The organism is Caulobacter sp. DWR3-1-2 (genome assembly GCF_049896225.1).
Classification (GTDB): Bacteria; Pseudomonadota; Alphaproteobacteria; order Caulobacterales; family Caulobacteraceae; genus Caulobacter.
Map to the genome: position 1 here is coordinate 14,837 of NZ_JAFCTW010000007.1, position 25,164 is coordinate 40,000.

Consider the following 25,164-nt stretch of genomic DNA (forward strand, 5'->3'; position numbering starts at 1 on the left):
CCCTGTGGGGGAGGTGATCGCGCAGCGATCGGTGGGGGCAGTTTTAGGGGCGTCGATCGGGCGCGCGGTTAGGGCGCATCACTCCCCCCTCCCTCGGCTTCGCCGACACCTGCCCCACAGGGGGAGGATTTGCGCGCCGAGCCCTATGCCAGCAAGGCCTGTCGCTCGCTAAGTAAGTGGTTTATGACTTATCGCTGGGCGCCGGTCACCGGGACTGGCGCGTGGCGATGCATCCGTCATGGATCGCCGGCCAGGACGAACTTCTCAATGAGGAAGCCGGGTCCAGGCTGCTAGAACGATGACATGACGGAGGGTTTGGGGAAAGACCGCTTGTCCGAGGGCTGGCAGATCGGCGTGAGGGCCAAGGCTCGCTGCGACCTGATGGGCGTCGCGCCCTTCAGCGAAGCCGAAAACATGCTCGTTCGCCGATTCCTGACCCCCGCCCATGACGAAGCCCTGAAGACCCTGGCCTTCTGGATGGACGAGGCGGGCATGAGCGCCCGTCGCGACACCGCCGGCAATCTAATCGGTCGCTATGAGGGCGAGACCCCAAATGCCCCGGCCCTGCTGATCGGCTCTCACATCGATAGCGTCCGCAACGGCGGACGCTATGACGGGGCGCTGGGCGTGATGCTGGGCGTCGACCTGGTCGAGGCCTTGAGCGTCGCCGGCCGCCGCCTGCCCTTCGCCGTCGAGGTCATCGCGTTTGGCGACGAAGAGGGCTCGCGCTTTCCCGCCTCGATGACCTGCAGCCGCGCCGTGGCCGGAACCGTCGATCCCAGCATCATGGAGATGACCGACGGCGAGGGTGTCAGCCTGGCCGAGGCCTTCGCGGCCTTCAGCCTGGACCCCACGCGTCTGGAAGAGGCCGCGCGCCGGCCCGGCGAGGTGTTCGCCTTTCTGGAGGCCCATATCGAGCAGGGCCCGGTGCTGGAGGCCGAGGGCCTGGCCCTGGGCGTTGTTACCGCCATCGCCGCTCAGAAGCGGTTGATGGTGAGGTTCACGGGCATGGCGGGTCACGCCGGCACCACGCCGATGAGCCTGCGCAAGGACCCCGGCCCCGCCGCCGCCGAGGCGATCCTGGCGCTGGAGCGGATTTGCGCGGGAGGGCGAGATGGCCTGGTCGGCACCGTGGGTCGGATCACCGCCCTGCCCGGCGCCTTCAACGTCATTCCCGGCGCGGTGGAATATTCCATGGATATCCGGGCCGAGCTCACCGCGACGCGCGACGCGGCCGCGACAGCCGTCACCGCCGAGATCAACGCCATCGCCGCGCGGCGCGGGCTGGAAGTGTCGGTCACCCTGATGCAGGACCTGGCCGCCAGCCCTTGCGACGCTGGCTTGACGGCCCTGCTTGAAGACGCCGTCGCCGCGACGGGCCAGCCGCCGCGCCGCCTGCCCAGCGGGGCGGGCCATGACGCCATGGTGATGACAGACCTTTGCCCCACCGCCATGCTGTTCATCCGCTGCGAAGGCGGGATCAGCCACAACCCGCGCGAGGCCGTCACCGAGGCTGACTGCGCCTTGGCGGCGCAAGCGATGTTGGGGTTCGTGGAACGCCTGGCGACCCAATTTTCCCTGTCATCCCGGACGAGCGCGCAGCGCGATGATCCGGGACCGACGCCTGAGCGCCGCGCTTCCGGCGGTCCCGGATCTGCCCCCGGCTTTCGCCGGGGTTGTCCGGGATGACAAGCTTTGAGCAATGACATGAACACCTTCGGCGAACTCGACCACCCGCCCCGCCTGCTGATGGGTCCCGGCCCGATCAACGTGCATCCCCGCGTGCTGCGGGCCATGTCGGTGCAACTGCTCGGGCAGTTCGACCCGGAATTCACAACCTACATGAACGAGACAATGGCGCTGTACCGCCAGGTCTTCCAGACGACCAACCGCCAGACCTTCCTGATCGACGGCACGTCGCGCGCGGCCATCGAGGCGGCCCTGGTCTCGGTGCTGGCGCCGGGCGACGACGTGGTGATCGTCAATGCCGGCCGCTTTGGCCTGCTGCTGTCGGAGATCGCGCAGCGCTGCGACGCCAAGGTCACGACGGTCGAGGGCGAGTGGGGCGCGGTGGTCGATCCACAGGCAGTGGAGGACGCCGTCAAGCGCGTGCGTCCGCGCCTGGTGGCCTGCGTGCACGGCGACACCTCCACCACCATGGCCCAGCCCCTGGAAGCCATCGGCGAAATCTGTCGGCGCTACGACGCCCTGCTCTATGTCGACGCCACAGCGACCCTGGCCGGCATGAGCGTTCCGGTCGACGCCTGGCACGCAGACATCGTCACGGCCGGCCTGCAGAAGTGCCTGGGCGGCCCCTCCGGCTCGGCCCCGATCACCATCTCCGACCGCGCCGCCGAGCATATCTTCAGCCGTCGCCACGTCGAGGCCGGGATCGCCACGGCGGGCGCGGTCAGCGGTAACGGCCGCCGCATCGCCTCCAACTATTTCGACCTGGCGATGATCATGGACTACTGGTCCGACAAGCGCCTGAACCACCACACCGAGGCCGCCTCGATGCTGTATGCGGCCCGCGAATGCGCCCGCGTGGCGCTTGAGGAAGGGCTGGAAGCCCGCTTCGCCCGCCACGCCCAGGCGGGCGCGGCCGTGGTCGCCGGGGTCGAGGCGCTGGGGCTCACCGTCTACGGCGACAAGGCCCACAAGATGACCAATGTCACCGGCGTCCGGATCCCGGCGGGGGTCGATGGCGACCGGGTGCGGGCCCGGATGCGCACCGACTTCGAGATCGAGATCGGCACGGCGTTTGGGCCGCTGACGGGCAAGATCTGGCGGATCGGGGCGATGGGGGTCAATGCGCGGAAGTACGCTGTGCTGACGACCCTGGCGGCGCTGGAAGCGGTGCTGCGGGGCGAGGGGTTCGGGTTTGTGGCCGGGGCCGGGGTGGATGCGGCATTGGGGGTTTACGCATGATCCTCCCCCCTCAGTCGCTTCGCGACAGCTCCCCCACAGGGGGAGCACTTGAGAAGGTCCTCCCCCCATGGGGGAGGCGGCCCGAAGGGCCGGTGGGGGGAGTGGCATGACCTACCCTCGCGACCTCATCGGCCACGGCGAGCACCCGCCCCACGCCCAGTGGCCCAACGGCGCCCGGATCGCCGTGCAGTTCGTCCTCAACTACGAGGAAGGCGCCGAGCGCTCGATCCTGCATGGCGACCCCCAGGCCGAGCACTTCCTTTCGGAGATGATCGGCGCCCAGCCGATCCCCGACATGCGGCACATGGCGATGGAAAGCCTCTACGAATATGGCTCGCGCGCCGGCTTCTGGCGTGTTCGGCGATTGTTCGAGGAGTTCGGGTTCCCGATCACCGTCTTCGCCGTGGCCCAGGCCCTGGAGCGCAATCCCGACGTGGTGGCGGCGATGCAGAACTATGGCTGGGAGATCGCCAGCCACGGCTATCGCTGGATCGACTACCAGCACTTTCCCGAGGACCTGGAACGCGAGCACATCGCCAAAGCCATCGAGATTCACAAAAGGCTGACGGGGGAACGCCCGCTGGGCTGGTACCAGGGCCGCACCAGCCCCAACACCGCCCGGCTGATCGTTGAAGAAGGAGGTTTTAGCTATGACGCCGACTCCTACGCCGACGACCTGCCCTATTGGGACGACCAGCACGGCAAGCCGCAGCTCATCGTGCCCTATACGCTGGACGCCAACGACATGCGCTTCGCCGCCCCCCAGGGCTTCAACAGCGGCGACCAGTTCTTCGCCTATCTGCGCGACAGCTTCGACGCCCTCTATCTGGAGGGCGAGACGGCCCCGAAAATGATGAGCATCGGCCTGCACTGCCGCATCGTCGGCAAGCCCGGCCGGATCATGGCCCTGCGCCGGTTCCTCGAGCACGTGGCCCAGCACGAGAGGGTCTGGGTGGCCCGTCGCATCGAGATCGCCAACCATTGGATCAAGACGCATCCCTACAAGGGCAAGACCGTATGAGCGCCCCGCCCCTGACCCTGGCCGATCTGAACCGGATGAACCGCACCGGTTTCGCCACGACCCTGGGCTTCGCCTTCGAGCTGTCGCCGTGGGTGGTGCAGCGGGCCTATGACGCCGCGCCATTCACCAGCATCGAGGCCTTGCACGCCGCCACGATGGCCGTGCTGGAGGCCGCGCCCGAGGCCGAGCGTCTGGCCCTGATCCGCGCCCACCCCGAACTGGCCGGCAAGGCGGCGATCGCCAAGACCCTGACCGCCGAGAGCCTGGTAGAGCAGGCCGGCGCCGGGCTCGACCGCCTGACGCCGGAGGAGTTCGAGCGCTTCCACGCCCTCAACGCCGCCTATGGCGAGCGCTTCGGCTTTCCGTTCATCATCGCCGTGCGGCTGAACGACAAGACCTCGATCCTGGCCGCCATGCAGGCGCGACTTGACAACGAAAAGGCCGCCGAGATCGCCGAGGCCATCGCCCAGATCGGCCTGATCTCCAAGCTTCGGCTGCAAGACGCGGTGACGGGCTAGATGGACTACGACGTCGCCACCTGGCTGAACCTGTCGCTGCGCTGGCTGCACGTGATCGCCGGCGTCGCCTGGATCGGGGCCTCGTTCTACTTCGTCTGGCTGGACAACAACCTGCGCCCGCCCGTGCCCGAAAAGGACGGCGTCAAGGGCGAGCTGTGGGCCGTGCACGGCGGCGGCTTCTATCACTCGCAGAAGTACATGACGGCCCCAGACCATATGCCAGGTCACCTGCACTGGTTCAAATGGGAGGCCTACACCACCTGGCTAAGCGGCTTCGCCCTGCTGATCGTGCTCTATTATGTTGGCGCGCCGGTCTATCTGATCGACGCCAGCAAGCACGCCTTCAGCCAGTCCGGCGCGATCGCCACGGGCCTGGCCTTCATCTTCGGCGGGCTCTTGGTCTACGAGGTGCTGTGCCGCTCACCGCTGGGCCAGCGGCCCCGGACGTTCGGCGTGGTCTGGTTCCTGGCCCTGACCGGCGCGGCCTACGCCCTGACCCACCTGTTCAGCGATCGCGGCGCCTTCATCCACGTCGGCGCGATCATCGGCACCTGCATGGTCGGCAACGTCTTCCTGATCATCATTCCCAACCAGCGCAAGATCGTCGCCGACATGCTGGCCGGGCGGCCCGTCGATCCGCGCCTGGGGGCGATGGGCAAGCAGCGCTCGATGCACAACACCCACATGACCCTGCCAGTCATCTTCATCATGATCAGCAACCACTATTCAGCAGTGACGGGCCACCACCTGGCCTGGCTGTTGCTGGCGCTGATCAGCGCTGGCGGCGTGTCGATCCGCTACTTCTTCGTCCTGCGCCATCACGGGATCATCAAGCCCGACTACCTGTTCCTCGGGGCCATGCTGATCTTCAGCGTCAGCCTGATCGCTAGCGTCAGGCCCAAGGCCACCGCGATGATGTCGGACGTGCCGTTCCCCGTCGCCCAGGCCATCGTCGAGAAGCACTGCGTGACCTGTCACGCCGCCGTCCCGACCCACCGGGGCTTCACCGCGCCGCCAAATGGCGCGGCTTTCGATACGCCGGCCGGCATGGCGCGCTACGCACCGCGCATCCAGCAGATGGCGGTCGACAGCAAGAGCATGCCGCTTGGCGACGAGACTCACATCACCGATGAGGAACGCGCCCAGCTGGGCGCCTGGATCAAGGCGGGGGCCAAAACGCAGTGACGACCCGGGTAGAGACGCCCTCCGCCTCCGTGACGGACGACGCCGCGCCGGCGCCGCGCAGGCGCAACGCCCAACGAACCCGCAAGGCGATCCTGACGGCGGCCCTCAAGGAGTTCGCGGCGGCGGGCTATGCCGGCGCGCGCATCGAGCGGATCGTCAAGGCCGCCAAGTGCAATATCCGCATGCTCTACCACTATTTCGGCGACAAGAAGGGCCTGTACCTGGCGGTGCTGGAGGCCGCTTACGAGGATCTGCGGGGCCGCGAGTCCGAGCTGAAGATCGACTTCGACCAGCCGCTGGAGGGCGTCTTCGCCCTGCAGCGCTTCACCTTCGACTATTTCGAGAAGAACCCGCGCATCGACGGCCTGCTGCGCAACGAAAACCTGATGCAGGGCAAGTTCGTCTCGCAATCGCGCAAGGTCACCGAGACGGCCTTCCCTTTGCGCCGGACCATCGAGCGCTTGATCGACAGCGGCCAAAAGCAGGGCGTATTTCGGGAGGGCCTCGACTGGGTGCAGATCTATGTGACCATCGCGGCGATGAGCCGCTTCCACCTGGCGAACGGCTATTCTCTGTCGGTGACCTTGGACACCGACATGAGCAAGGCCGAGTGGCGACGCGAGCGGCTGGTCCATGCGCTGGATTTGCTGGAAGGGTACCTGACGAAGGGGAAATAGGTCCTCCCCCTATGGGGGAGGCGATCGCGCAGCGATCGGTGGGGGGCGTTTTAGGGTCGGCGATCGTCGCTGAAGCCACCTTTCGAACACTCCCCCCTCCGTCGGCTTCGCCGACACCTGACCCACAGGGGGAGGACTTCAGAACAACACCCCCTTCTCCAACATCCCATGCACGCCCTTCTCGCCGTTGACCGTCTGGGTCACGCGAAAGTCCACGGCCAGCGAGCAGAACTGATAGGCCTGAACCCGGGTCAACGCCGACCGTGACACGATGAAGTCGATCATCCCCCGCAAGGCCTGTTTCATCGCCAGATCCAGGTCCTCGTTAAAGCCCAGGGTGATGAAATGGGTCGGCGTCTCCGCCCTCGGCCACGTCGCCACGCCCACCTCGCCAGCTTTGTGCAGCAAGAAGGTGAAGGTCCCCGTCAGCCCCATCTCCAGCGCGTTGACGCAGACCTCGCCGTCGCCCTGGCGGCCATGACCGTCGCCGACCGAGAAGTTGGCGCCGGCGACCCAGACCGGTAGGAACAGGGTCGCGCCGGCCGTCAGCTCCTTGCAGTCCATGTTGCCGCCGTGGGCGCGCGGCTCGCGGCTGGAGATCCGGCCATAGCTGGGTGGCGGGGCGACGCCGGCCGTGCCGAAGAACGGCCTCAGCGGCAATGTCGGGCCCCAGCTGGGCTTGCAGGTCCCGGCCGCGCCGTCGACGGCGATGTAACTGACATAGCGGTCAGGGAAATCCTCCGGCAAGGTCCCCGCCAACGGGCGTACGGCGCAGTAACCCCAGCTATTGTTGGGTTCGATCGCGTCGATCCGCACCTCCAGCGTGTCGCCGGGCTCCGCCCCCCGGATCGCCACCGGACCGGTCAAGATGTGCGGCCCCAGGCGCTCCAGCTTGGCGTCGTGGATGGCCTGCAGGGTGGCGGGGATCGATAGCCCCAGCTCGGCCGGTGGCATCACCTCGGGGCCGCCCGACACACACTCGAACGTCACCGTGTCGCCTGAATCGACGGTCAGAACCGGATCGAAGGCGGCGTCGAAGATCCCGAACCGGACGGTCTCGGGGGACGAAGCCAGGTGATGGCGCATGAGATAAGCCTTCTACTAAAAGCCGGCAGAGGACCCCCGCCCGGCGAACCGACCCTAGCCGCGACCGTCGCCCAAGCCTATCCCGGCGCCTGGCGCCCAACACGCGGGCGCCAGGACGACCGACCTGACCCGCCGCTGGGCTCCTCCCTATCCCGGGCCCGCGCGCTCTAGCGGTGGCCGAATATCCCGGTTATGAAGAAATTTCTTACTTGTGGAGCTCGCCCGACATGGCGGCCGATCCGGCGCTCGCAACGTTTCTCGACCTTTCCGACGATGCAGTCGCGGCCTATGCCGACGCCCGCGCCGAGGCGCTGGGCCTACCGCTGCCGCCCGCCGCGCGCGCCGGGGTGATCGACAACCTGACCCTGCTGCGGCGTCAGGCCGAGACCTTCATCGCCGCGCTGCCTGTCGATGCGCCTGGCGCCGCCAAGGCCTTCGAGCCATGAGCTTCCGCTCCGCCACCACCATCGCCGCCGACGTGCGGAGCGGGACGACCACCGCCCGGGCGGAAACCGAGGCCGCATTCGCCGCGATCGCCGCGCGCAACAGCGACCTCAACGCCTTCACCGCCGTGTTCGAAAGCCGCGCCCTGGCCCAGGCTGACGCCCTCGACGCCGACCTTGCCGCTGGACGCCCCGTCGGTCCGCTGGCCGGCGTGCCGTTTGCGGTGAAGAACCTGTTCGACGTCGAAGGTGTGACCACGATCGCCGGCTCGAAGATCCGCCGCGAGGCCGCGCCCGCCACCCGCGACGCCACTGCCATCCAACGCCTCACGGCCGCCGGGGCGGTGCTGGTCGGGGCGCTGAACATGGACGAGTTCGCCTATGGCTTCGTGACCGAGAACGCCCATGACGGGCCAACCCGCAACCCGCACGACCTGACCCGCATCGCCGGCGGCTCGTCGGGCGGGTCGGCCGCTGCGGTGGCCGGAGGCCTCGTGCCCCTCAGCCTGGGCTCGGACACCAACGGTTCGATCCGCATCCCCGCCAGCCTGTGCGGGGTGTTTGGCCTCAAGCCTACGTTGGGCCGCCTGTCGCGCCAGGGCGCCTTTCCCTTTGTCGAGAGCCTCGACCACATCGGGCCGTTCGCGCGGTCGGTGGAGGATCTGGCCCTAGCCTACGACCTGATGCAGGGCCCCGATCCTCTCGACCCGCTCTGCCGTCGGCCCGCCGAACCAGCCGCCCCTCGCCTGCAAGCTCCCCGCTTGCAAGAAGGCGCCGACGGTCCTCTCCGCGTCGGCGTGCTGGGCGGCTGGTTCGCGCAGGGGGCCTTTCCCGAGGTGTTGGAAGCGCTGGAGATCGTCGCCGACGCCCTGCAAGCAAGGCGCGGCGTCGAACTGCCCGGCGCCGAGATCGCCCGCGCCGCCGCCTTCTGCCTGACCCCTGCCGAGGCCAGCCATCTGCAGCTGGACGACCTGAAGACCCGGCCGATGGACTACGACCCCGCCGTCCGCGACCGCCTGCTGGCCGGCGCCCTGCTGCCGGACGGCGTGGCCGAGGCCGCCCGCCGCTATCGCCCGATCTTCCGCGACGCGGTCGCCAAGGTGTTCGAGGACTTCGACATCCTGCTGGCCCCGGCCTCGGTCTGTCCCGCGCCTGGCGTCGGCCAGACGACCATGGAGATGGACGGCCAACAGGTTTCCGTCCGCAAGAACCTCGGCGCCTATACCCAGCCGATCAGCTATATCGGCCTGCCCGTGGTGACCGTGCCGCTCAATCGCCCCGGCAAGCTGCCGATCGGCGTGCAGATCATCGCCCCGGCCTGGCGCGAGGACCTGGCCCTGGCGGCGGCTTTGCGCCTGGAGCAGGCCGGCGTCGTCGCCGCCCACCGGCCGCCAGGCTCGGTTTGGGGAGGCTTCTGATGATCATCAACGACCCGCCCGTGCTGGCCGAGGTCACCGCCGCCGTCGACGCCTATGAGGTCGCGCTGATGACCAACGACGTCGAGGCGCTGGACGGCTTCTTCCGCGACGCACCCGAGACGGTTCGCTATGGCGTGGCCGAGAACCTCTATGGCTTCGCGCAGATCGCGGCCTTCCGAATCGGTCGGTCCGGCGGTTCGCCGCAGCGGTCGCGCCTGCGGACCGAAATCACCACGTTTGCGCGAGATTTCGCGATCGCCAACGTCGAATTCCTTCGCGAGGGGGCGAAACATCCCGGCCGACAGAGCCAGACCTGGATTCGCACCGAAAACGGTTGGAAAATTGTCTCGGCCCATGTGTCGCTTCTGCAGGAAGGCGTTGATCAACGCCTTTCCCCGTAAGCGCTAGATCGTCCGCCCCATGACGATAAGTAATAAAGCTATGACTTGTGATCTGCTTTTGGGCGCCCTTGTCGCCCCGTGGTCAAATAGTGACATCTGGTGGCAAAACTTCATCAATCCGCGGCTTTTGCGTCATCAAAGCTTTGGATTCGTCTCCGCCATTGTGCATTGCACCCCTCAAGCGTCGGCCCTGCGGCGCATGAAGGGGATCTTCACATGACCGCTCGTCACCATCTGCGCCGCAGCGGCGCCATAGCCGCCCTGGTCGTCGCCGCCGGCCTCGCCGCCCCCGCCTTCGCCCAGGAAGCGCCCACCGCTCTGAGCGACGTGATCGTCACCGCCCAGAAGCGTTCGGAAAACATCCAGGACGTGCCGGTCTCGGTTGCGGCTGTCTCGGGCGAGAAGCTCGCCGCCGTGTTCGCCGCCGGCGAGGACGTGCTGGCGCTGTCGAGCCGCGTGCCCGGCCTGTACATCGAATCCTCGAACGGCCGCGCCGCGCCGCGCTTCTACATTCGAGGCCTCGGCAACGCCGACTTCGATCTGGCCGCCTCGCAGCCGGTTTCGGTGATCATGGACGACGTGGTCATGGAAAACGTCGTGCTGAAGAGCACGCCGATTTTCGACGTCGATCAGGTTGAAGTGCTGCGCGGCCCGCAAGGCACGCTGTTTGGCCGCAACACCACCGCCGGGATCGTCAAGTTCGACAGCGTCAAGCCGAGCCAGACCTTCAAGGCCAACGGCGCCGTCACCTACGGTTCGTACGGCTCGTGGACCGCTGAAGGCGGCGTCGGCGGCCCGCTGGTCGAAGGCAAGCTGGCCGGCCGCATCTCGGTGCTGGGCCAGCACCGAGACGACTATATCGACAACACCTTCACCCACATCGACAACGTCTTGGGCGGCTATGACGAATACGCCATCCGCGGCCAACTGCTGTGGACCCCGACCGAGAACCTCAGCGTCCTGCTGAACGCCCACAACCGCTCGCTGGACGGCACGGCCGCGATCTTCCGCGCCAACATCCTGACCAAGGGCAGCAACAAGCTCAACGGCAACTTCGACCGCGACAAGGTCTTCTACAACGGCGGCGACAACAATCCGCAGAAGTACGACGGCAACGGCGAGTCCTTGAAGATCGACTACGATCTGGGCGGCCTCACCCTGACGTCGATCAGCGCCTACGAGACCACCAACGGCCGAAGCCGCGGCGACATCGACGGCGGCGTGGCCGGCGTCGGTCCGGGCTTCATCCCGTTCGACTCCGCCTCGCAAGACAGCATCGACGACCTGGACCAGTACACACAGGAAATCCGCCTGGCCTCCGACAATGACGGCCCGATGACCTGGCAGGTTGGGGGTTACTACTTCAAGTCCAAGTTCCTGGTTACCAGCGACCCGGGCTTCGTCCCGCCCTCGACCCTGGAACACAAGAACACGTCCTGGGCGGTGTTCGGTCAAGGCACCTATCAGGTATCCGACGCCCTGAAGGTCACTGGCGGCCTGCGCTACACCAGCGACGACAAGGACATGGCGGTGATCTTCACGCCGTTCGGCAAGCCAGCACCGGTCTCGGTCTCGGACGAGAAGGTCAGCTGGGACCTGTCGGCGTTCTATGCCCTGCAGGACGACGTCAGCCTCTATGCGCGCGTCGCCCGCGGCTTCCGCGGCCCGTCGATCCAGGGCCGGGACATCGCCTTCGGCAGCGGCTCGTCGGTGGCGCAATCGGAGACCATCCAGTCGTATGAAGCGGGCTTCAAGAGCGAACTGATGGATCGCCGCCTTCGTTTCAACGGCGCCGTGTTCAACTACACGATCAACGATCCGCAATTCAGCGCGGTCGGCGGCGGCTCCAATTCCAACCGCCTTATCAACGCCAACAAGGGTAAGGCCTACGGGGTCGAATTCGACGGCGAGTTCGCGGTCACCGAGAACCTGCTGGTCACCGCTGGCTACAGCTACAACCACACCAAGATCGTCGACAAGAACCTCATCGTCGCCACCTGCGCCCCGTGCAGCGTGACCGATCCTCTGGTGACGGGCGGCGCCAAGGTCGATGGCAACCCGTTCCCGAACGCCCCGGAATACGTGCTGAACTTCACGGCCCGCTACAGCTATCCGATCGGCGACGGCGAACTGTTCGCCTACACCGACTGGTTCAAGCAGGGCTATACCAACCTGTTCCTGTATGAGAGCAAGGAGTTCAACTCGAAGGGCGCCTTCGAAGGCGGCCTGAAGCTCGGCTACGCCAAGGCCGACGGCAGCTACGAGATCGCCGCCTTCGCCCGCAACATCACCAACGAGGCGAACCTCCGCGGCGGCATCGACTTCAACAACCTGACCGGTTTCGTCAACGAGCCTCGGATCGTCGGCATCTCGATCAGCGCCAAGCGGTAATCTGAAGACCGCCGCTCGGCTCAGCGCCGGGCGGCATACGAAGGATTGCCATCGTCCGCCATGCTCCCGGTTCGCGCCGGGAGCATGGTTCGTTTGAGGGGTCTCCCCCTTGTCCCGCGATGAGTTAAGTCCTTCGAATGACGACCAAGATTATCTTCGACACCGATCCCGGCATCGACGACGCCATGGCCCTGCTGTTCATCGAGGCCAGCCCGGCGCTCGACCTGCTGGCGGTGACCACGGTGTTCGGCAACGCCGACATCGACACCACCACCCGCAACGCGCTGTATCTGAAGGACCGCTTCGGCTTGAAGGCGCCGGTCTACAAGGGCGCGGACAAGCCGCTGATCCGGCCGCGCAATCCCTCGCCCACCTTCGTGCACGGCGAGAACGGCCTGGGCGACGTCGAGCTGACGGGCCTGGTTCCTGGCGAGCCCGAGGCCAAGCCGGCCTATCAGGCGATCATCGACCTGGCCCGCGTGCACCCCGGCCAGATCACGCTGGTCGCGGTCGGTCCGCTGACCAATCTCGCCCTGGCCCTGCGGGCCGACCCGGAGGTCGCGACCTTGCTGAAGGCCGTGGTGATCATGGGCGGCGCCTTCGCGGTGGCCGGCAAGCCGGGCAATGTCACGCCGGTGGCCGAGGCCAATATCTGGAACGATCCCGAGGCGGCCGACCTGGTGTTCACCGCCCCTTGGTTCGTCACCGCCGTCAGCCTGGACGTCACCAGCCAGGTGGTGATGACCCCCAGCTTCATGGAGGGGCTGGAAGCGTCCGCCGGTCCGGCAGGCGCGTTCCTCCACGCCATTTCAAAGCCCTATGCGGCGTTCTATGGCGGCCGCGACGGGATCATCGGGTGCTGCGTGCATGACGCCGCCGCAGTGGCGTTCGTGATCGATCCGTCGATGTTCGAGGTTCGCCGCGGGTCTATCCGGGTGATCACCGACGGGATCGCGCTGGGGCAGACCTTGCAGAAGGTGGAGGGGGAGCTGTTTGGGCCGTCGGCTTGGGACGACCAGCCGATCCAGGCGATCACGGTGGGAGTGAGGGCCGAAGGGCTGCTGAGGTTGTATGCGGAAACGATGAGGGCCTGAGGCTTACCCAAGCCTCCCCCTGTGGGGCAGGCGATCGCGCAGCGATCGGTGGGGGGATTTAGGGCTGTTGATCACAGGTTTGGCGGCCTATCACGCCCCCCTCCGTCGGCTGCGCCGACACCTCCCCCACAGGGGGAGGAATTAGCGCCGATGCCGCTCCACCCCCGCCACATAGGTCCGCTCCACAACCCTGTCGTCCCCCAGCACCGTCAGCGCGAACAACCTTTCCTCCAGCGACTTCGCCGCCGGCATCCGCCGCGCCAGCAGCAGCGTCGCCGCCAGGTCCAGCACCAGGAAGTCAGCCATCTTGCCGGGCTCCAGGCTGCCGATCTCGCTCTCCAGCCCCAGGGCCCGCGCGCCGCCCAGGGTCGCCAGGTAGAAGGCGTGGAACGGGTCCAACGCCTCGCCGCGCAGCTGGCCCACCTTGTAGGCCTCGCCCAGGGTGCGGAGGATCGAGAAGGTCGTGCCCGCCCCCACGTCTGTTCCGATCCCGACCTTCACCCCATGGGCGCAGGCGGTGGCCAGGGGAAACAGGCCCGAGCCCAGGAACAGGTTGGAGGTCGGGCAGAAGGCCACCGACGACCCTGCGGCCGCCAGCCGCTGAAACGCCTCGCCCTGCAGATGGACGCAGTGGGCGAAGACCGAGCGTCCGCCGATCAGGCCGAAGCGGTCGTAGACGTCGAGATAGTCCTTGGCCTCGGGGAAGAGTTTCGCGGTATCGACGATCTCGCGGATATTTTCCGACAGATGGGTCTGCATCCAGACCGTCGGGTGCTCGGCCAGTACTTGGCCGGCCATGGCCAGTTGCGCATCACTGCAGCTGATGGCGAAGCGCGGGGTCACGGCGTAGCCCAGCCGGCCCTTGCCATGCCAATTGGCGATCAGGTCCTGCATGTCGCGCCGGCTGCTCTCGACCGTGTCGGTCAGGCCGGGCGGGGCATTGCGGTCCATCAGCGCCTTGCCGGCGATGATCCGCATGCCGCGCTTCAGGGCCGCGGCGAACAGCGCCTCGACCGAGCCCTTGTGCACCGAGCCAAAGACCAGGGCGCTGGTCGTGCCGTTGCGCAGCAGTTCCTCGAGGAAGAACTCGGCGGTCTCCTCGGCATGGACGGGATCGGCGAAGGCGGCCTCGGCGGGGAAGGTGTGGCGTTCCAGCCAGTCAAGCAGTTGCTCGCCATGGGCGGCGATCACGTCGACCTGCGGGAAATGGATATGGGTGTCGACGAAGCCTGGGACGATCAGCTTGCCGGTCAAGTCTTCAACCGGCGTGTCGCCCAGCTCGTCGGCCAGCTTGGCGTAGTCGCCGCAGGCCACCACGCGGCCGTCCTCGACCAGCAGCAGGCCGTCCTCGTGGAAGGCGTGCGCCTCTACGTCCGTGGTGGTCGGGTCGTCTTCCAGCTGGAAGATCGACGCCCTATAGGCTTGCAAGCTGCATATCCCTTGTGCGTTCGCGGCGGGCGGCCTCGAGCCGCATCAGCAGATCGGCGACCACCGAGACGGCGATGACTTCGGGCGCCTTGTTCTTCAGATGCGGCAGGCCGATCGGGCAGGTCATGCGGGCCACCGACGCGTCGTCAAAACCGTCCTTGCGCAGCCGGCTGAGGAACCGCGCCCGCTTGGTGTCCGAGCCGATCAGGCCCAGATAGCCGAACGCCCCACCGGCCAAGGCGGCCGAGGTCAAGGCGTAGTCCAGACTGTGGTCGTGGGTCATGATCAGGATGTAGCCGTCGCGGCCCGCGCCCAGGGTGGCGGCGGCCAGCTGGGCCACCGTCCCGACCGTCACGCCGGAGATGCCGGCCGTCTCGGGGCGGGTGTCGTACCAGGACAGGCGGAACGGCAGCGGCTCCAGCGCCCGGGCGACCGCCTGGCCGACATGGCCGGCGCCAAACAGCAACACCGGGGGGCGCGGCAGGTCCTGAGGCTCGACCAGCACGTCACCCAGGGTCGGCCGCGCGCCTCGCGCCGTCGCCGGCTGGCCCGCCAGGGTGATCGCCGCGCCTACGCGGCTCGAGGCGGTGACGGGCGCGACGGTCTTGGCGAGGGCGCCGGAGTTGAAGCGGGTGCGAACCTCAAAGGGCTGGTCGGCGTCCAGCCGGCGCGCCGCGTCGGTCAGCCAGTCGACGGCGGTGTTGTCGAGACGCTCGATCAGCAGGCGCACGCGGCCGCCGCAGCACTGGGCCAGAAGCGGACCAAGGGGGTAATCCTGTAAGGCGAAGTGCACCGGGCTCAGCAGCATCCGTCGCGCCTGGTCGGCGACCTGGTGCTCCAGATTGCCGCCGCCGATGGTGCCGGCCTGGCCGCCCGCCCAGACCACCATCTTGGTCCCGGCGTCGCGCGGTGCCGAGCCCTCGGTGGCCAGGATGGTGACCAGGGCGACGGGCTCGCCGAGGTCGAGGCGGGCGAGGGATTGGCGAGCCCAATTGCTCATTGACCCTCTCCCAAAGGGAGAGGGAGGGGTCCGCGCGAAGCGTGGGAGGGTGAGGGGTTACGACGTCTGACGGCGTGCCGGCAGGGCGCGGGTGTGAAATCGGTGAGGGTGTAACCCCTCACCCTCCCACGCTCTTCGAGCGCGGGCCCCTCCCTGTCCCTCCGGGAGAGGGTCAGCATGACGCGGCCCGCCGCTTCACATCCTCGACCGCCATCAGGATCCGCTCTGGCGTGGCGGGCGCGTCCAAGTCGGGGAACACCTTGTGATCCGCCACCGACGCCACCGCCCGGCTCACCGCGCTCAGCACGGAGAGGGCCAACATCAGCGGCGGCTCGCCCACGGCCTTGGAGCGGTGCACCGTCTCCTCGACATTGCGACCCGCCTCCCATAGCGCCACGTTCAGCACCGCAGGGCGATCACCGCAGGTCGGGATCTTGTAGGTCGACGGCGCATGGGTCAGCAGGCGGCCGTCGTCCGAGAACACCAGTTCCTCGGTGGTCAGCCAGCCCATGCCCTGGATGAAGCCGCCCTCGATCTGGCCCAGGTCGATGGCCGGGTTCAGCGAGCGGCCGGCGTCGTGCAGGATGTCGGCGCGGGTGACCTTCATCTCGCCGGTCAGGGTGTCGATCAGCACCTCGCTGCAGGCTGCGCCATAGGCGAAATAATAGAACGGCCGGCCGGTGTGGGTGGCGCGGTCATAGTGGATCTTCGGCGTGGCGTAGAAGCCGGTGGCCGACAGCGACACCCGGCCCAGATGCGCCTGGCGGCAAAGTACGTCGAACGGGATCAGCTCGGCGCCGGCCCGCAGGCCCACGGGCGTGAACACGACCTCGGTTTCGTCGCAGCCCCACTTCCCGGCGGCGAACTCAACCAGGCGCGCCTTGATCGTGTTGGCCGCATTGAGCGCCGCCATGCCGTTGAGGTCCGTGCCCGAAGAGGCGGCGGTGGCCGAGGTGTTGGGCACCTTGTCGGTGACCGTCGAGGTCACCTTCACATGGCCGATATCGACCTTGAAGGCCTCCGCCACGATCTGGGCCACCTTGACGAACAGGCCCTGCCCCATCTCCGTGCCGCCGTGATTCAGCAGGATCGAGCCGTCGGCATAGAGGTGGATCAGCGCCCCGGCCTGGTTCAGATGGGTGGTGGTGAATGAGATGCCGAACTTCACCGGCGTCAGGGCCAGCCCCTTCTTCAGCACCGGGCTGCCCGCATTGAACACCTCGATCGCGGCCTGGCGGGCCTCGTAGTCGCAGGACCTCGCCAGCTCGGAGAGCAGTTGCGGTGCGACATTGTCCTCTACCACCTGGTGATAGGGCGTCAGATCGCGCCCCTCGCCATAGAGATTGCGCTGGCGCACCAGCAGCGGGTCCAGCCCCGTGGCCTGGGCGACGGCGTCCATCACCCGCTCGATCGCCGCCATGCCCTGCGGACCGCCGAACCCCCGAAAGGCGGTATTTGACACCGTGTGGGTCTTGAAGCGATGCGAGACGATCTCGACGGCCGGCAAGAAGTAGCAGTTGTCGGCGTGGAACATCGCCCGGTCGTTGATGGCCATCGACAGGTCGGTGGTCGAACCGCAGCGCGACGCCAGTTCAAGCGACAGGCCCGTCAGCCGTCCTTCGTCGTCGAAGCCGACGTCATAGGCGATCTCGAAGTCATGCCGCTTGCCGGTCATGACCATGTCCTCGTCGCGGTCGGGGCGGGCCTTGGCGGCGCGACCGGTCTTGACCGCCACCAGGGCGGCCGCAGCCGCGAACAGCGAGGCCTGGGTCTCCTTGCCGCCGAACCCGCCACCCATCCGGCGAACCTCGATGGTCACCGAGGTGTGGGGCACGTCGAGCACGCGGGCGACCAGGTGCTGCACCTCACTGGGATGCTGGGTGGACGACCAGACATGGACGTCGCCGCCCTCGCCCGGCGTGGCCAAGGCGACCTGGCCCTCGAGGTAGAAGTGATCCTGGCCGCCGATCGCGAACTTGCCTTGCAGACGCCGGGGGGATGTGGCCAAGGCGGCGGCAGCGTCGCCGCGCGCCATGCGTTGGGATTTCTCGATCTTCAGATCGAGGTCGCGGGCCTGGGCGATGGTGATGGCGGCCGGCAAATCCTCATAGACCACCACGGCCTTGGCGGAGGCGGCGCGGGCTGCGGCGATCGAGGTGGCGGCCACGGCGAACAGGCTCTGGCCGACGCAGACCACCTCGCTGTCGGCGAACAGCTTGTCGTCGTGGATCACCGGGCTGACGTCGTTCTCGCCAGGGATGTCGGCGGCGGTCAGCACGACGACGACGCCAGGGCTCGCGCGGGCGGCGTCAAGATCCATCGACACGATCCGCGCATGGGCCTTGGCGCTCATGCCCAGATGGACGTGGAGCATGCCGGCCGGTTCGGGAATGTCATCGACATAGATCGCCGCGCCATTGACATGGCGCAGGGCGCTGTCGTGGGGCAGCGAGGCGTGAACGCCCTGAAAGACGACGGGCTCGATGACCGTGGCGCTGGAGTCAGCCATGGGTGGCGGCCAGCGGCACACGGGTAGCTACGCCGGGCCGGTCGGACTCTATGAAGACCTTGCGCAGCATGTTGCCCGCCGCCAGGGCGCGATAGGCCGCCGAGGCGCGGACGTCGGTCAGAGGCGTGAAGTCCTCGGCCAAGGCGGCGACGGCGGCGTCGATCGTCGCGGCGTTCCAGGCCTGGCCCACCAAGGCCGCCTCGCAGGCGCTGGCTCGCCCTGGCGTACCGGCCATGCCACCAAAGGCGATACGGGCGCCAAGAACGATCTCGTTCTCGACCTTTATGTTGAATGCCCCGCACACCGCCGAGATGTCCTGGTCGAAGCGCTTGGACAGCTTGAACACCTTGAACAGCGCGCCCGGCGGCGGCGGCGGCACGAGCACCGCCTCGACGAACTCGCCGGCCCGCCGGTCCTGTTTTCCGTAAGTGATGAAGAAGTCTTCCAGTGGCAGGGTGCGCTGGGTCTCGCCCTGGCGTAGCACCAACTGGGCCCCGGCCGCGATCAGGGCCGGCGGCATGTCGCCGATCGGCGAGCCGTTGGCGATATTGCCGCCGATCGTGCCGCTGTTGCGCACCTGGGTCGAACCCAGCCGCCGCATCACGGCGCCCAGGTCTGGATAGAGCACGCTGAGCGCCTCCAGCGCCTCGACATAGCGCACGCCCGCCCCGATGCGCAGGCTTCTCCCCTCGCGCGTCAGGGTCTTCAGCTCCGCCACTCGGCCGATATCGATCAGAACGGCCAGGGGCCTGCGCAGCTTGGTCACCCACAAACCGATGTCGGTGGCCCCCGCCACGATTACGGCTTGGGGATGCTCGGCGTAGGTCGCCGCCAACTCGGCCAGCGAGCGCGGCGCGAACCAGCGGCGGGTGAACCCCGCGATGGCGTCGTCGTGTTCCAGGCCCAGCATCGCCGTGCGCTGCAATGGAGCCAGCGCCGTGGCGACGTCCGGCGCGGCCTCGGACGGGATCGCCTCGGCCGCCGCGAGGATAGCGCCATAGCCGGTGCAGCGACATAGATTGCCGGCCAGCACCTCCTCGATCGGCGCGCCCGCCCCCTGGGCCGCGATGGCGCGGGCATACAGCGACATGACGATGCCCGGCGTACAGAACCCGCATTGCGAGCCGTGATGCTCGACCAGCGCGGCCTGCACCGGATGCGGCTGGTCCTTGGCCCCGTTTTGCCCCGAAAGGCCCTCGACGGTGATCACCGCCTTGCCGTCCAGCATCGGCACGAACTGGATACAGCTGTTGACCGCCCGCCAAGCGGTCCCACCCTGCCCGTCAAGCTCGCCGACCAGCACGGTGCAAGACCCGCAGTCGCCCTCGGCGCAGCCTTCCTTGGTTCCGGTTCGCCGCAGGTCGCCGCGCAGGTGCTCCAGCAGCGTGCGGGTGGGATCGACGCCCCGGGCCTCGACCACCTCGCCGTTCAGCAGGAAACGCACCGCGTCCATCAACTGCCCCGATAGGTCGAATAGGCGAACGGCGAGACCAGCAGCGGCACATGGTGGTGCTGCTCCGGGTCGGCGACGTTGAAATCGATGATCACCACGTCGAGGAAGGGCGGATCGCTGACCGTCGCGCCCGAGGCCTTGAAATAGTCACCCGCCGAGAATTCTAGCCGATAGCCGCCGGCCACCAGGTCCGCGCCTTCGACCAGCCGCGCGCGACCGTCGGCGTCGGTCCGCGTTTCGCCCAAAAGCGCGAGCGCGCCGCCGCGATGGGCGGAAACCCGTACAACGACGCCCGCCGCCGGGCGGCCGGCCGCCGTGTCGAGGATATGGGTGGTCAGGCCGCTCATGCTTTCGTCGTTCCTTGCTCGGCGTTTCGGTGCGCCAGTCTAGACTTTCGGGACACGGAACGATGCTGAAACCGCCTCGCCCACAAGTCCAGCCCGCCGTGTCCGCCATCGACGCGACGGTCGCAACCGCCTCGCCCGCCGGCGCTCAACGCCTGCCGCCTGAGCATTATATAAGTCTTTTATTACTTATTGAGCCACGGTTGATCGCTTCAGATCCGTCGTGACGCCCAAAAAACGCCAGCATACGCCCTGTAAGGTTGGAAATACCGGACCAACACCGGTAGCTAGACCTGTGACGGATCGCGCCAAGACGATCCGCGCCGCTTTGCCTGCGCAGTCACCGAGGAACGACCGATGGACGAGGACTTCCGTAAAGCAGCCCTGGATTATCACCGTCTGCCACGGCCCGGGAAACTGGCCATCGAAGCCACCAAGCGCATGGCCACGCAGCGCGACCTGGGCCTGGCCTATTCGCCCGGCGTCGCCGCCCCCTGCGAGGCGATCGCCGCCAATCCCGATCTGGCGCGCGACTACACCGCCCGAGGCAATCTGGTAGCCGTGATCTCCAACGGCACCGCCGTGCTGGGCCTGGGCAATATCGGCCCGCTGGCCAGCAAGCCGGTGATGGAAGGCAAGGCCGTCCTGTTCAAGAAGTTCGCCGGCATCGACGTCTTCGACCTCGAGGTCGACGCCGAGGATCCAGACAAGTTCATTGAGGTGGTCGCCGCCCTGGAGCCCACCTTCGGCGGCATCAATCTGGAGGACATCAAGGCCCCCGAATGTTTCATCATCGAGCGCAAACTGCGTGAACGGATGAACATCCCGGTCTTCCACGACGACCAGCACGGCACCGCCATCGTCTGCGCCGCCGCTGTTCGCAACGCCCTGGTCGTGCAGGGCAAGACCCTCAAGGACGTCAAGCTGGTGACCTCGGGAGCCGGCGCCGCCGCCCTGGCCTGCGTGGACCTGCTGGTCTCGATGGGCCTGCCGGTCGAGAACGTGACTCTGACCGACATCAAGGGCGTGGTCTATGCCGGCCGCGACGCCGACATGCTCGACAACATGGCCCGCTATGCCCGCCAGACCGACGCCCGCACCCTCTCTGAAGTGTTGGCCGGCGCCGACATCTTCCTGGGCCTGTCGGCCCCTCGCGTGTTCAAGGCCGAATGGCTGCCGCTGCTGGCGCCCAATCCGCTGATCCTGGCCATGGCCAATCCCGAGCCGGAAATCCTGCCTGAGCTGGTCGCGGCCGCCCGGCCCGACGCCATCGTCGCCACCGGCCGCAGCGACTATCCCAATCAGGTCAACAACGTCCTGTGCTTCCCGTTCATCTTTCGGGGCGCACTAGACGTCGGCGCCAGCGAGATCAACGAGGCCATGAAGGTGGCGGCCGTCGAGGCCATCGCCGAACTCGCCCGGGCCGAGGCCTCCGAGGTGGTGGCCAGCGCCTATGGCGGCGTCGCCCCGATGTTCGGCGCCCAGTACATCATTCCCAAGCCGTTTGACCCCCGGCTGATCCTGCAGATCGCCCCGGCCGTGGCCCGGGCTGCCATGGACAGCGGCGTCGCCACCCGGCCGATCGCCGACTTCGACGCCTATCGGCAGGAGCTGGAGCTGTTCGTCTATCGCTCCGGCCAACTGATGCGGCCGCTGTTCGAGCGGGCTCGCAAGGCGACCAAGGGCCAGACGGTGCGCGTGGCCTATGCCGAGGGCGAGGACGAGCGCGTGCTGCGCGCCGTCCAGACCGTGCTCGACGAGGGCCTGGCCAAGCCGGTGCTGATCGGCAAGCGCGAGACCATCATCGCCAAGGCCACCGAGATGGGCCTGCGCATGAACTTTGACGGTGCGGTCGAGATCCTCGACCCGGCGGCCGACACCGAGCTCTTCGCGCCCCTGGTCGATCGCTATCAGAGTCTGGTCAGCCGGCGCGGCGTGCCGCCCCTCGCCGCCCAGCGCCGGGTGACCAACCGCCGGACGGTTTCGGCCTCCATGCTGCTGCAGGCCGGCCATGTCGACGCCGCCCTGGTGGGTGGGGCCGGCGACTGGTGGCAGCACATGACCTATGTGCTGCCGATCATTCCCAAGCGCGAGACGGTCGGCCGGATCTATGCGCTATCCGCCCTGATCATCGACAACGGCACGCTGTTCTTCTGCGACACCCATGTCAATGTCGATCCGACCGCCGAACAGGTGGCCGAGATGACGCTGCTGGCCGCCGAGTCCGTTCGCCGCTTTGGCTTGACGCCGAAGGCGGCCCTGTTGTCGCACTCCAGCTTTGGGGCCAGCAACTCGCCGACCGCCCGCAAGATGCGCGACGCGCTGGCCATCGTCCGCGCACAGGCCCCCGAGCTTGAGGTCGACGGCGAGATGCACGCCGACGCCGCCCTGTCCCAGGCCCTGCGTGATCGCCTCGTGCATGACAGCCAGCTGAAAGGTTCGGCCAATCTGCTGATCATGCCGACCTTGGACGCCGCCAATATCGCCCTGACCTTGCTTAGCGCCGCGACCGAGGGCCTACTGGTCGGCCCCGTGCTGCTGGGCATGAGCCGCCCGCTGCACGTGCTGACGCCCAGCGTCACGGCGCGCGGGATCGTCAACATGACTGCCCTGGCGGTGAACCAGGCCGCAGCCGAGCGTGAGCAGGGGTTGGTCTAGGCCGCCTCTCCGGCCGGCCCCGGACGCGAAAAAAGGCCCCGCAGGAACCCCTCCGCCGTCGTTGAGACGGAGGAGGGGTTCCTGCGGGGCCTAAATGCAAGGGCAAAAGACCGTCCAAACGCTCCGCGTCCGGCGGAGATCTGAGCCCTTAGAGGATGCGCAGGTTGCCGGCCGAGGTCTTGCCCGAGCGGCGATCCTGTTCCAGTTCGTAACCGACTTGCTGGCCCTCGTTCAGACCGCGCAGACCAGCACGTTCAACGGCGGAAATGTGCACGAAGATGTCGCCGCCGCCATTGTCGGGCTGGATGAAGCCAAAGCCCTTGGTGCTGTTGAACCACTTCACCACACCGGTTCCGGCTTCGCCCGAGGCGCCGCCACCGCCACCGCCACCGCCAACGCCAACGCCGCCACCACGCGGGGCGTCGTAACCGCCGCCGCCGCGGGGCGCGTCATAACCGCCACGCGGGCTGTCAAAGCCGCGCGCCGCGGGACGACGCGGGGCCGAAGGCGCCGCGCCCTGGCCCGTCACGCGCAAATTGCCGGCCGAGGTCTTGCCCGAACGGCGATCCTCTTCCATTTCGTAGGCGACCTGGTCGCCTTCGTTCAGGCCCGCCAGGCCCGAGCGCTCAACCGCTGCAATATGGACGAAAACGTCTTCACCGCCGTTTTCCGGCTGGATGAAACCGAAGCCCTTGGCCGGGTTGAACCACTTAACGACACCGTTCGCCATCTTATCCTCAAAACCTTCGTGGGCGGGCCAGTTGCCGACCCGCGTCCTTCCATCCTGCTCTCATGACGCAAAACCGTGGAACGCGCTACGGGGTTTGACTGCAGAACCACGGGCGCGAGCGGGTCTTGGCGATAAATTTTCGCGTGACACGGGTCCGCTGCGGCCCAAACGCCACTTTGGGTGGCATAAGAGCCACTACCAAAACTTGGTTTTGAAGAGATCTTGGGTGCGGGGACAGGATTTGAACCTGTGACCTTCAGGTTATGAGCCTGACGAGCTACCGGGCTGCTCCACCCCGCGGCAGAGGTGATTATCGTTTGGGTAGGGTTATGGACTTTTGTGCATCCTTTTAGCGGACCTGGCGACGACCTACTCTCCCGCGCCTTGAGACGAAGTACCATTGGCCCTGGGGGACTTAACGACCGAGTTCGGAATGGGATCGGGTGGGGAACCCCCGGCATAGCCACCAGGTCAGCAAAAAGGATGCATGATCACTCCCTGTTTTGGAGTGATGTTGTTGAAGAAGACATCATATGTCTGAGCGCATTGCGCATTTGCATAGGTTTGGCTGAAGAACGATCAAGCCGATCGAGCTATTAGTACCAGTAAGCTACACGCCTCGCGGCGCTTCCACACCTGGCCTATCAACGTGGTGGTCTACCACGGCTCTCAGCGAGACCTTGTTTTGAGGTTAGTTTCCCGCTTAGATGCTTTCAGCGGTTATCTATTCCACACTTAGCTACCCTGCTGCACAGCTGGCGCCATGACAGGTCCACCAGAGGTGTGTCCATCCCGGTCCTCTCGTACTAGGGACAGATCCTCTCAAGTCTCGTACACCCACGGCAGATAGGGACCAAACTGTCTCACGACGTTCTGAACCCAGCTCACGTACCACTTTAATCGGCGAACAGCCGAACCCTTGGGACCTGCTCCAGCCCCAGGATGTGATGAGCCGACATCGAGGTGCCAAACTTTGCCGTCGATATGGACTCTTGGGCAAAATCAGCCTGTTATCCCTAGAGTACCTTTTATTCGTTGAGCGATGGCCCTTCCACGCAGGACCACCGGATCACTATGGCCGACTTTCGTCTCTGCTCGACTTGTCAGTCTCGCAGTCAGGCGGGCTTATGCCATTGCACTCGACGACCGATTTCCGACCGGTCTGAGCCCACCATCGCGCGCCTCCGTTACACTTTGGGAGGCGACCGCCCCAGTCAAACTGCCCGCCACGCCATGTCCCGGACCCGGATAACGGGCCGCGGTTAGACGTCAACAACAATAAGGGTGGTATTTCAAGGATGGCTCCACTCGGACTGGCGCCCAAGTTTCATAGCCTCCCACCTATCCTACACATGTTGTTGCTAACGCCAAGGCGAAGCTGCAGTAAAGGTTCATAGGGTCTTTCCGTCTGACCGCGGGAACCCCGCATCTTCACGGGGAATTCAATTTCGCTGAGCCCATGCTGGAGACAGTGGGGAAGTCGTTACGCCATTCGTGCAGGTCGGAACTTACCCGACAAGGAATTTCGCTACCTTAGGACCGTTATAGTTACGGCCGCCGTTTACCGGGGCTTCAATTCGCAGCTTGCACCACTCCTTTTAACCTTCCGGCACCGGGCAGGCGTCAGACCCTATACGTCGCCTTGCGGCTTCGCAGAGCCCTGTGTTTTTGATAAACAGTCGCTACCCCCTGGCCTGTGCCACTCTACTCTGGTTGCCCAAAGCAGAGTCACGCTTATCCCGAAGTTACGCGTGCAATTTGCCGAGTTCCTTCAGCATGGTTCTCTCAAGCGCCTTGGTATACTCTACCTGCCCACCTGTGTCGGTTTCGGGTACGGTCTCCGTTGGAGTTATTTCCAGGGACCTGTTCACTGCCCGGAG

General features: G+C 66.7%; 19 protein-coding genes, 1 tRNA gene, 2 rRNA genes and 1 pseudogene (1 of these 23 running past the window's edge). 12 read left to right on the forward strand and 11 right to left on the reverse strand.

Going from position 1 to position 25,164, the window contains the following annotated elements; translation table 11 throughout:
• The first annotated feature begins 330 nt into the window (after window positions 1-330).
• The 6 genes from ACP696_RS11715 to ACP696_RS11740 all read left to right on the forward strand — a co-directional run bounded on the left by ACP696_RS11715 (window position 331) and on the right by ACP696_RS11740 (window position 6,329).
• Window positions 331-1,689, forward strand: coding sequence for an allantoate amidohydrolase (locus tag ACP696_RS11715; RefSeq protein ID WP_426015261.1), 1,359 nt, complete (start codon window positions 331-333; stop codon window positions 1,687-1,689).
• Between the two features lie 18 nt (window positions 1,690-1,707).
• Window positions 1,708-2,928, forward strand: coding sequence for a pyridoxal-phosphate-dependent aminotransferase family protein (locus tag ACP696_RS11720; protein WP_426015259.1), 1,221 nt, complete (start codon window positions 1,708-1,710; stop codon window positions 2,926-2,928).
• Between the two features lie 106 nt (window positions 2,929-3,034).
• On the forward strand, window positions 3,035-3,949 hold the full coding sequence (puuE, locus tag ACP696_RS11725; RefSeq protein ID WP_426015256.1) for an allantoinase PuuE: 915 nt from the start codon (window positions 3,035-3,037) through the stop codon (window positions 3,947-3,949).
• A complete protein-coding gene (gene uraD / locus ACP696_RS11730) occupies window positions 3,946-4,467 on the forward strand; it encodes a 2-oxo-4-hydroxy-4-carboxy-5-ureidoimidazoline decarboxylase (protein ID WP_426015255.1) in 522 nt (173 codons plus the stop codon). The genes puuE and uraD overlap by 4 nt, the downstream gene beginning before the upstream one ends.
• A complete protein-coding gene (locus tag ACP696_RS11735) occupies window positions 4,468-5,652 on the forward strand; it encodes a urate hydroxylase PuuD (RefSeq protein ID WP_426015254.1) in 1,185 nt (394 codons plus the stop codon).
• Entirely contained in the window at window positions 5,649-6,329 is a 681-nt protein-coding gene (locus tag ACP696_RS11740; protein WP_426015253.1) for a TetR/AcrR family transcriptional regulator, read from the forward strand. Before ACP696_RS11735 ends, ACP696_RS11740 begins: the two co-directional genes overlap by 4 nt.
• Window positions 6,330-6,467: 138 nt before the next feature.
• Here the strand turns inward: ACP696_RS11740 and ACP696_RS11745 are convergent, their stop codons facing one another.
• Window positions 6,468-7,415, reverse strand: coding sequence for an acetamidase/formamidase family protein (locus tag ACP696_RS11745; RefSeq protein WP_426015251.1), 948 nt, complete (start codon window positions 7,413-7,415; stop codon window positions 6,468-6,470).
• A 227-nt stretch (window positions 7,416-7,642) separates the two neighbouring features.
• Between ACP696_RS11745 and ACP696_RS11750 the strand changes: the two genes are divergently transcribed.
• From ACP696_RS11750 to ACP696_RS11770, 5 genes are all read left to right on the forward strand, one after another.
• Window positions 7,643-7,861, forward strand: a complete 219-nt coding sequence (locus ACP696_RS11750) for an AtzG-like protein (RefSeq protein ID WP_426015249.1) — start codon at window positions 7,643-7,645, stop codon at window positions 7,859-7,861.
• Window positions 7,858-9,276 carry an AtzE family amidohydrolase gene (locus ACP696_RS11755; RefSeq protein ID WP_426043821.1) on the forward strand — a complete coding sequence of 473 codons (1,419 nt, stop codon included), beginning with the start codon at window positions 7,858-7,860 and terminating at the stop codon, window positions 9,274-9,276. Before ACP696_RS11750 ends, ACP696_RS11755 begins: the two co-directional genes overlap by 4 nt.
• Window positions 9,276-9,677 (forward strand): oxalurate catabolism protein HpxZ, encoded by a 402-nt coding sequence (gene hpxZ, locus ACP696_RS11760; protein ID WP_426043822.1) that lies wholly within the window; start codon window positions 9,276-9,278, stop codon window positions 9,675-9,677. The genes ACP696_RS11755 and hpxZ overlap by 1 nt, the downstream gene beginning before the upstream one ends.
• A 216-nt stretch (window positions 9,678-9,893) precedes the next feature.
• Window positions 9,894-12,068, forward strand: a complete 2,175-nt coding sequence (locus ACP696_RS11765; protein WP_426043823.1) for a TonB-dependent receptor — start codon at window positions 9,894-9,896, stop codon at window positions 12,066-12,068.
• A 137-nt stretch (window positions 12,069-12,205) separates the two neighbouring features.
• Complete coding sequence (locus ACP696_RS11770) at window positions 12,206-13,162, forward strand: nucleoside hydrolase (protein WP_426043824.1); 957 nt, start codon at window positions 12,206-12,208, stop codon at window positions 13,160-13,162.
• A gap of 141 nt (window positions 13,163-13,303) precedes the next feature.
• On the opposite strand, the gene guaD is transcribed toward ACP696_RS11770, so the two are convergent.
• The 5 genes from guaD to uraH form a co-directional block, all read right to left on the reverse strand.
• Window positions 13,304-14,590 carry a guanine deaminase gene (guaD, locus tag ACP696_RS11775; RefSeq protein ID WP_426043825.1) on the reverse strand — a complete coding sequence of 429 codons (1,287 nt, stop codon included), beginning with the start codon at window positions 14,588-14,590 and terminating at the stop codon, window positions 13,304-13,306.
• Window positions 14,577-15,590, reverse strand: a complete 1,014-nt coding sequence (gene xdhC / locus ACP696_RS11780; RefSeq protein ID WP_426015237.1) for a xanthine dehydrogenase accessory protein XdhC — start codon at window positions 15,588-15,590, stop codon at window positions 14,577-14,579. Before xdhC ends, guaD begins: the two co-directional genes overlap by 14 nt.
• 172 nt (window positions 15,591-15,762) lie before the next feature.
• Window positions 15,763-18,099: a xanthine dehydrogenase molybdopterin binding subunit gene (gene xdhB, locus ACP696_RS11785; RefSeq protein ID WP_426015236.1), complete on the reverse strand. Its 2,337-nt coding sequence runs from the start codon at window positions 18,097-18,099 to the stop codon at window positions 15,763-15,765.
• Window positions 18,092-19,555: a xanthine dehydrogenase small subunit gene (xdhA, locus tag ACP696_RS11790; protein ID WP_426015235.1), complete on the reverse strand. Its 1,464-nt coding sequence runs from the start codon at window positions 19,553-19,555 to the stop codon at window positions 18,092-18,094. Before xdhA ends, xdhB begins: the two co-directional genes overlap by 8 nt.
• On the reverse strand, window positions 19,552-19,899 hold the full coding sequence (gene uraH / locus ACP696_RS11795) for a hydroxyisourate hydrolase (protein ID WP_426015233.1): 348 nt from the start codon (window positions 19,897-19,899) through the stop codon (window positions 19,552-19,554). The genes xdhA and uraH overlap by 4 nt, the downstream gene beginning before the upstream one ends.
• Window positions 19,900-20,253: 354 nt before the next feature.
• On the opposite strand from uraH, the gene ACP696_RS11800 reads away from it, so the two are divergent.
• Window positions 20,254-22,554 (forward strand): NADP-dependent malic enzyme, encoded by a 2,301-nt coding sequence (locus ACP696_RS11800; RefSeq protein ID WP_426015231.1) that lies wholly within the window; start codon window positions 20,254-20,256, stop codon window positions 22,552-22,554.
• 148 nt (window positions 22,555-22,702) lie between these two features.
• Here ACP696_RS11800 and ACP696_RS11805 read toward each other — a convergent pair whose 3' ends face one another.
• From ACP696_RS11805 to ACP696_RS11825, 5 genes and pseudogenes are all read right to left on the reverse strand, one after another.
• Window positions 22,703-22,900, reverse strand: coding sequence for a cold-shock protein (locus ACP696_RS11805; protein WP_026171987.1), 198 nt, complete (start codon window positions 22,898-22,900; stop codon window positions 22,703-22,705).
• A gap of 180 nt (window positions 22,901-23,080) precedes the next feature.
• A pseudogene (locus tag ACP696_RS11810) lies at window positions 23,081-23,284 on the reverse strand (cold-shock protein); the annotation flags it as partial.
• 223 nt (window positions 23,285-23,507) lie between these two features.
• A tRNA-Met gene (locus ACP696_RS11815) sits at window positions 23,508-23,584 on the reverse strand.
• Window positions 23,585-23,640: 56 nt separating this feature from the next.
• Window positions 23,641-23,755 (reverse strand): 5S ribosomal RNA (rrf, locus tag ACP696_RS11820).
• Window positions 23,756-23,859: 104 nt separating this feature from the next.
• Window positions 23,860-25,164 (reverse strand): 23S ribosomal RNA (locus ACP696_RS11825); it runs 1,484 nt beyond the window's last position.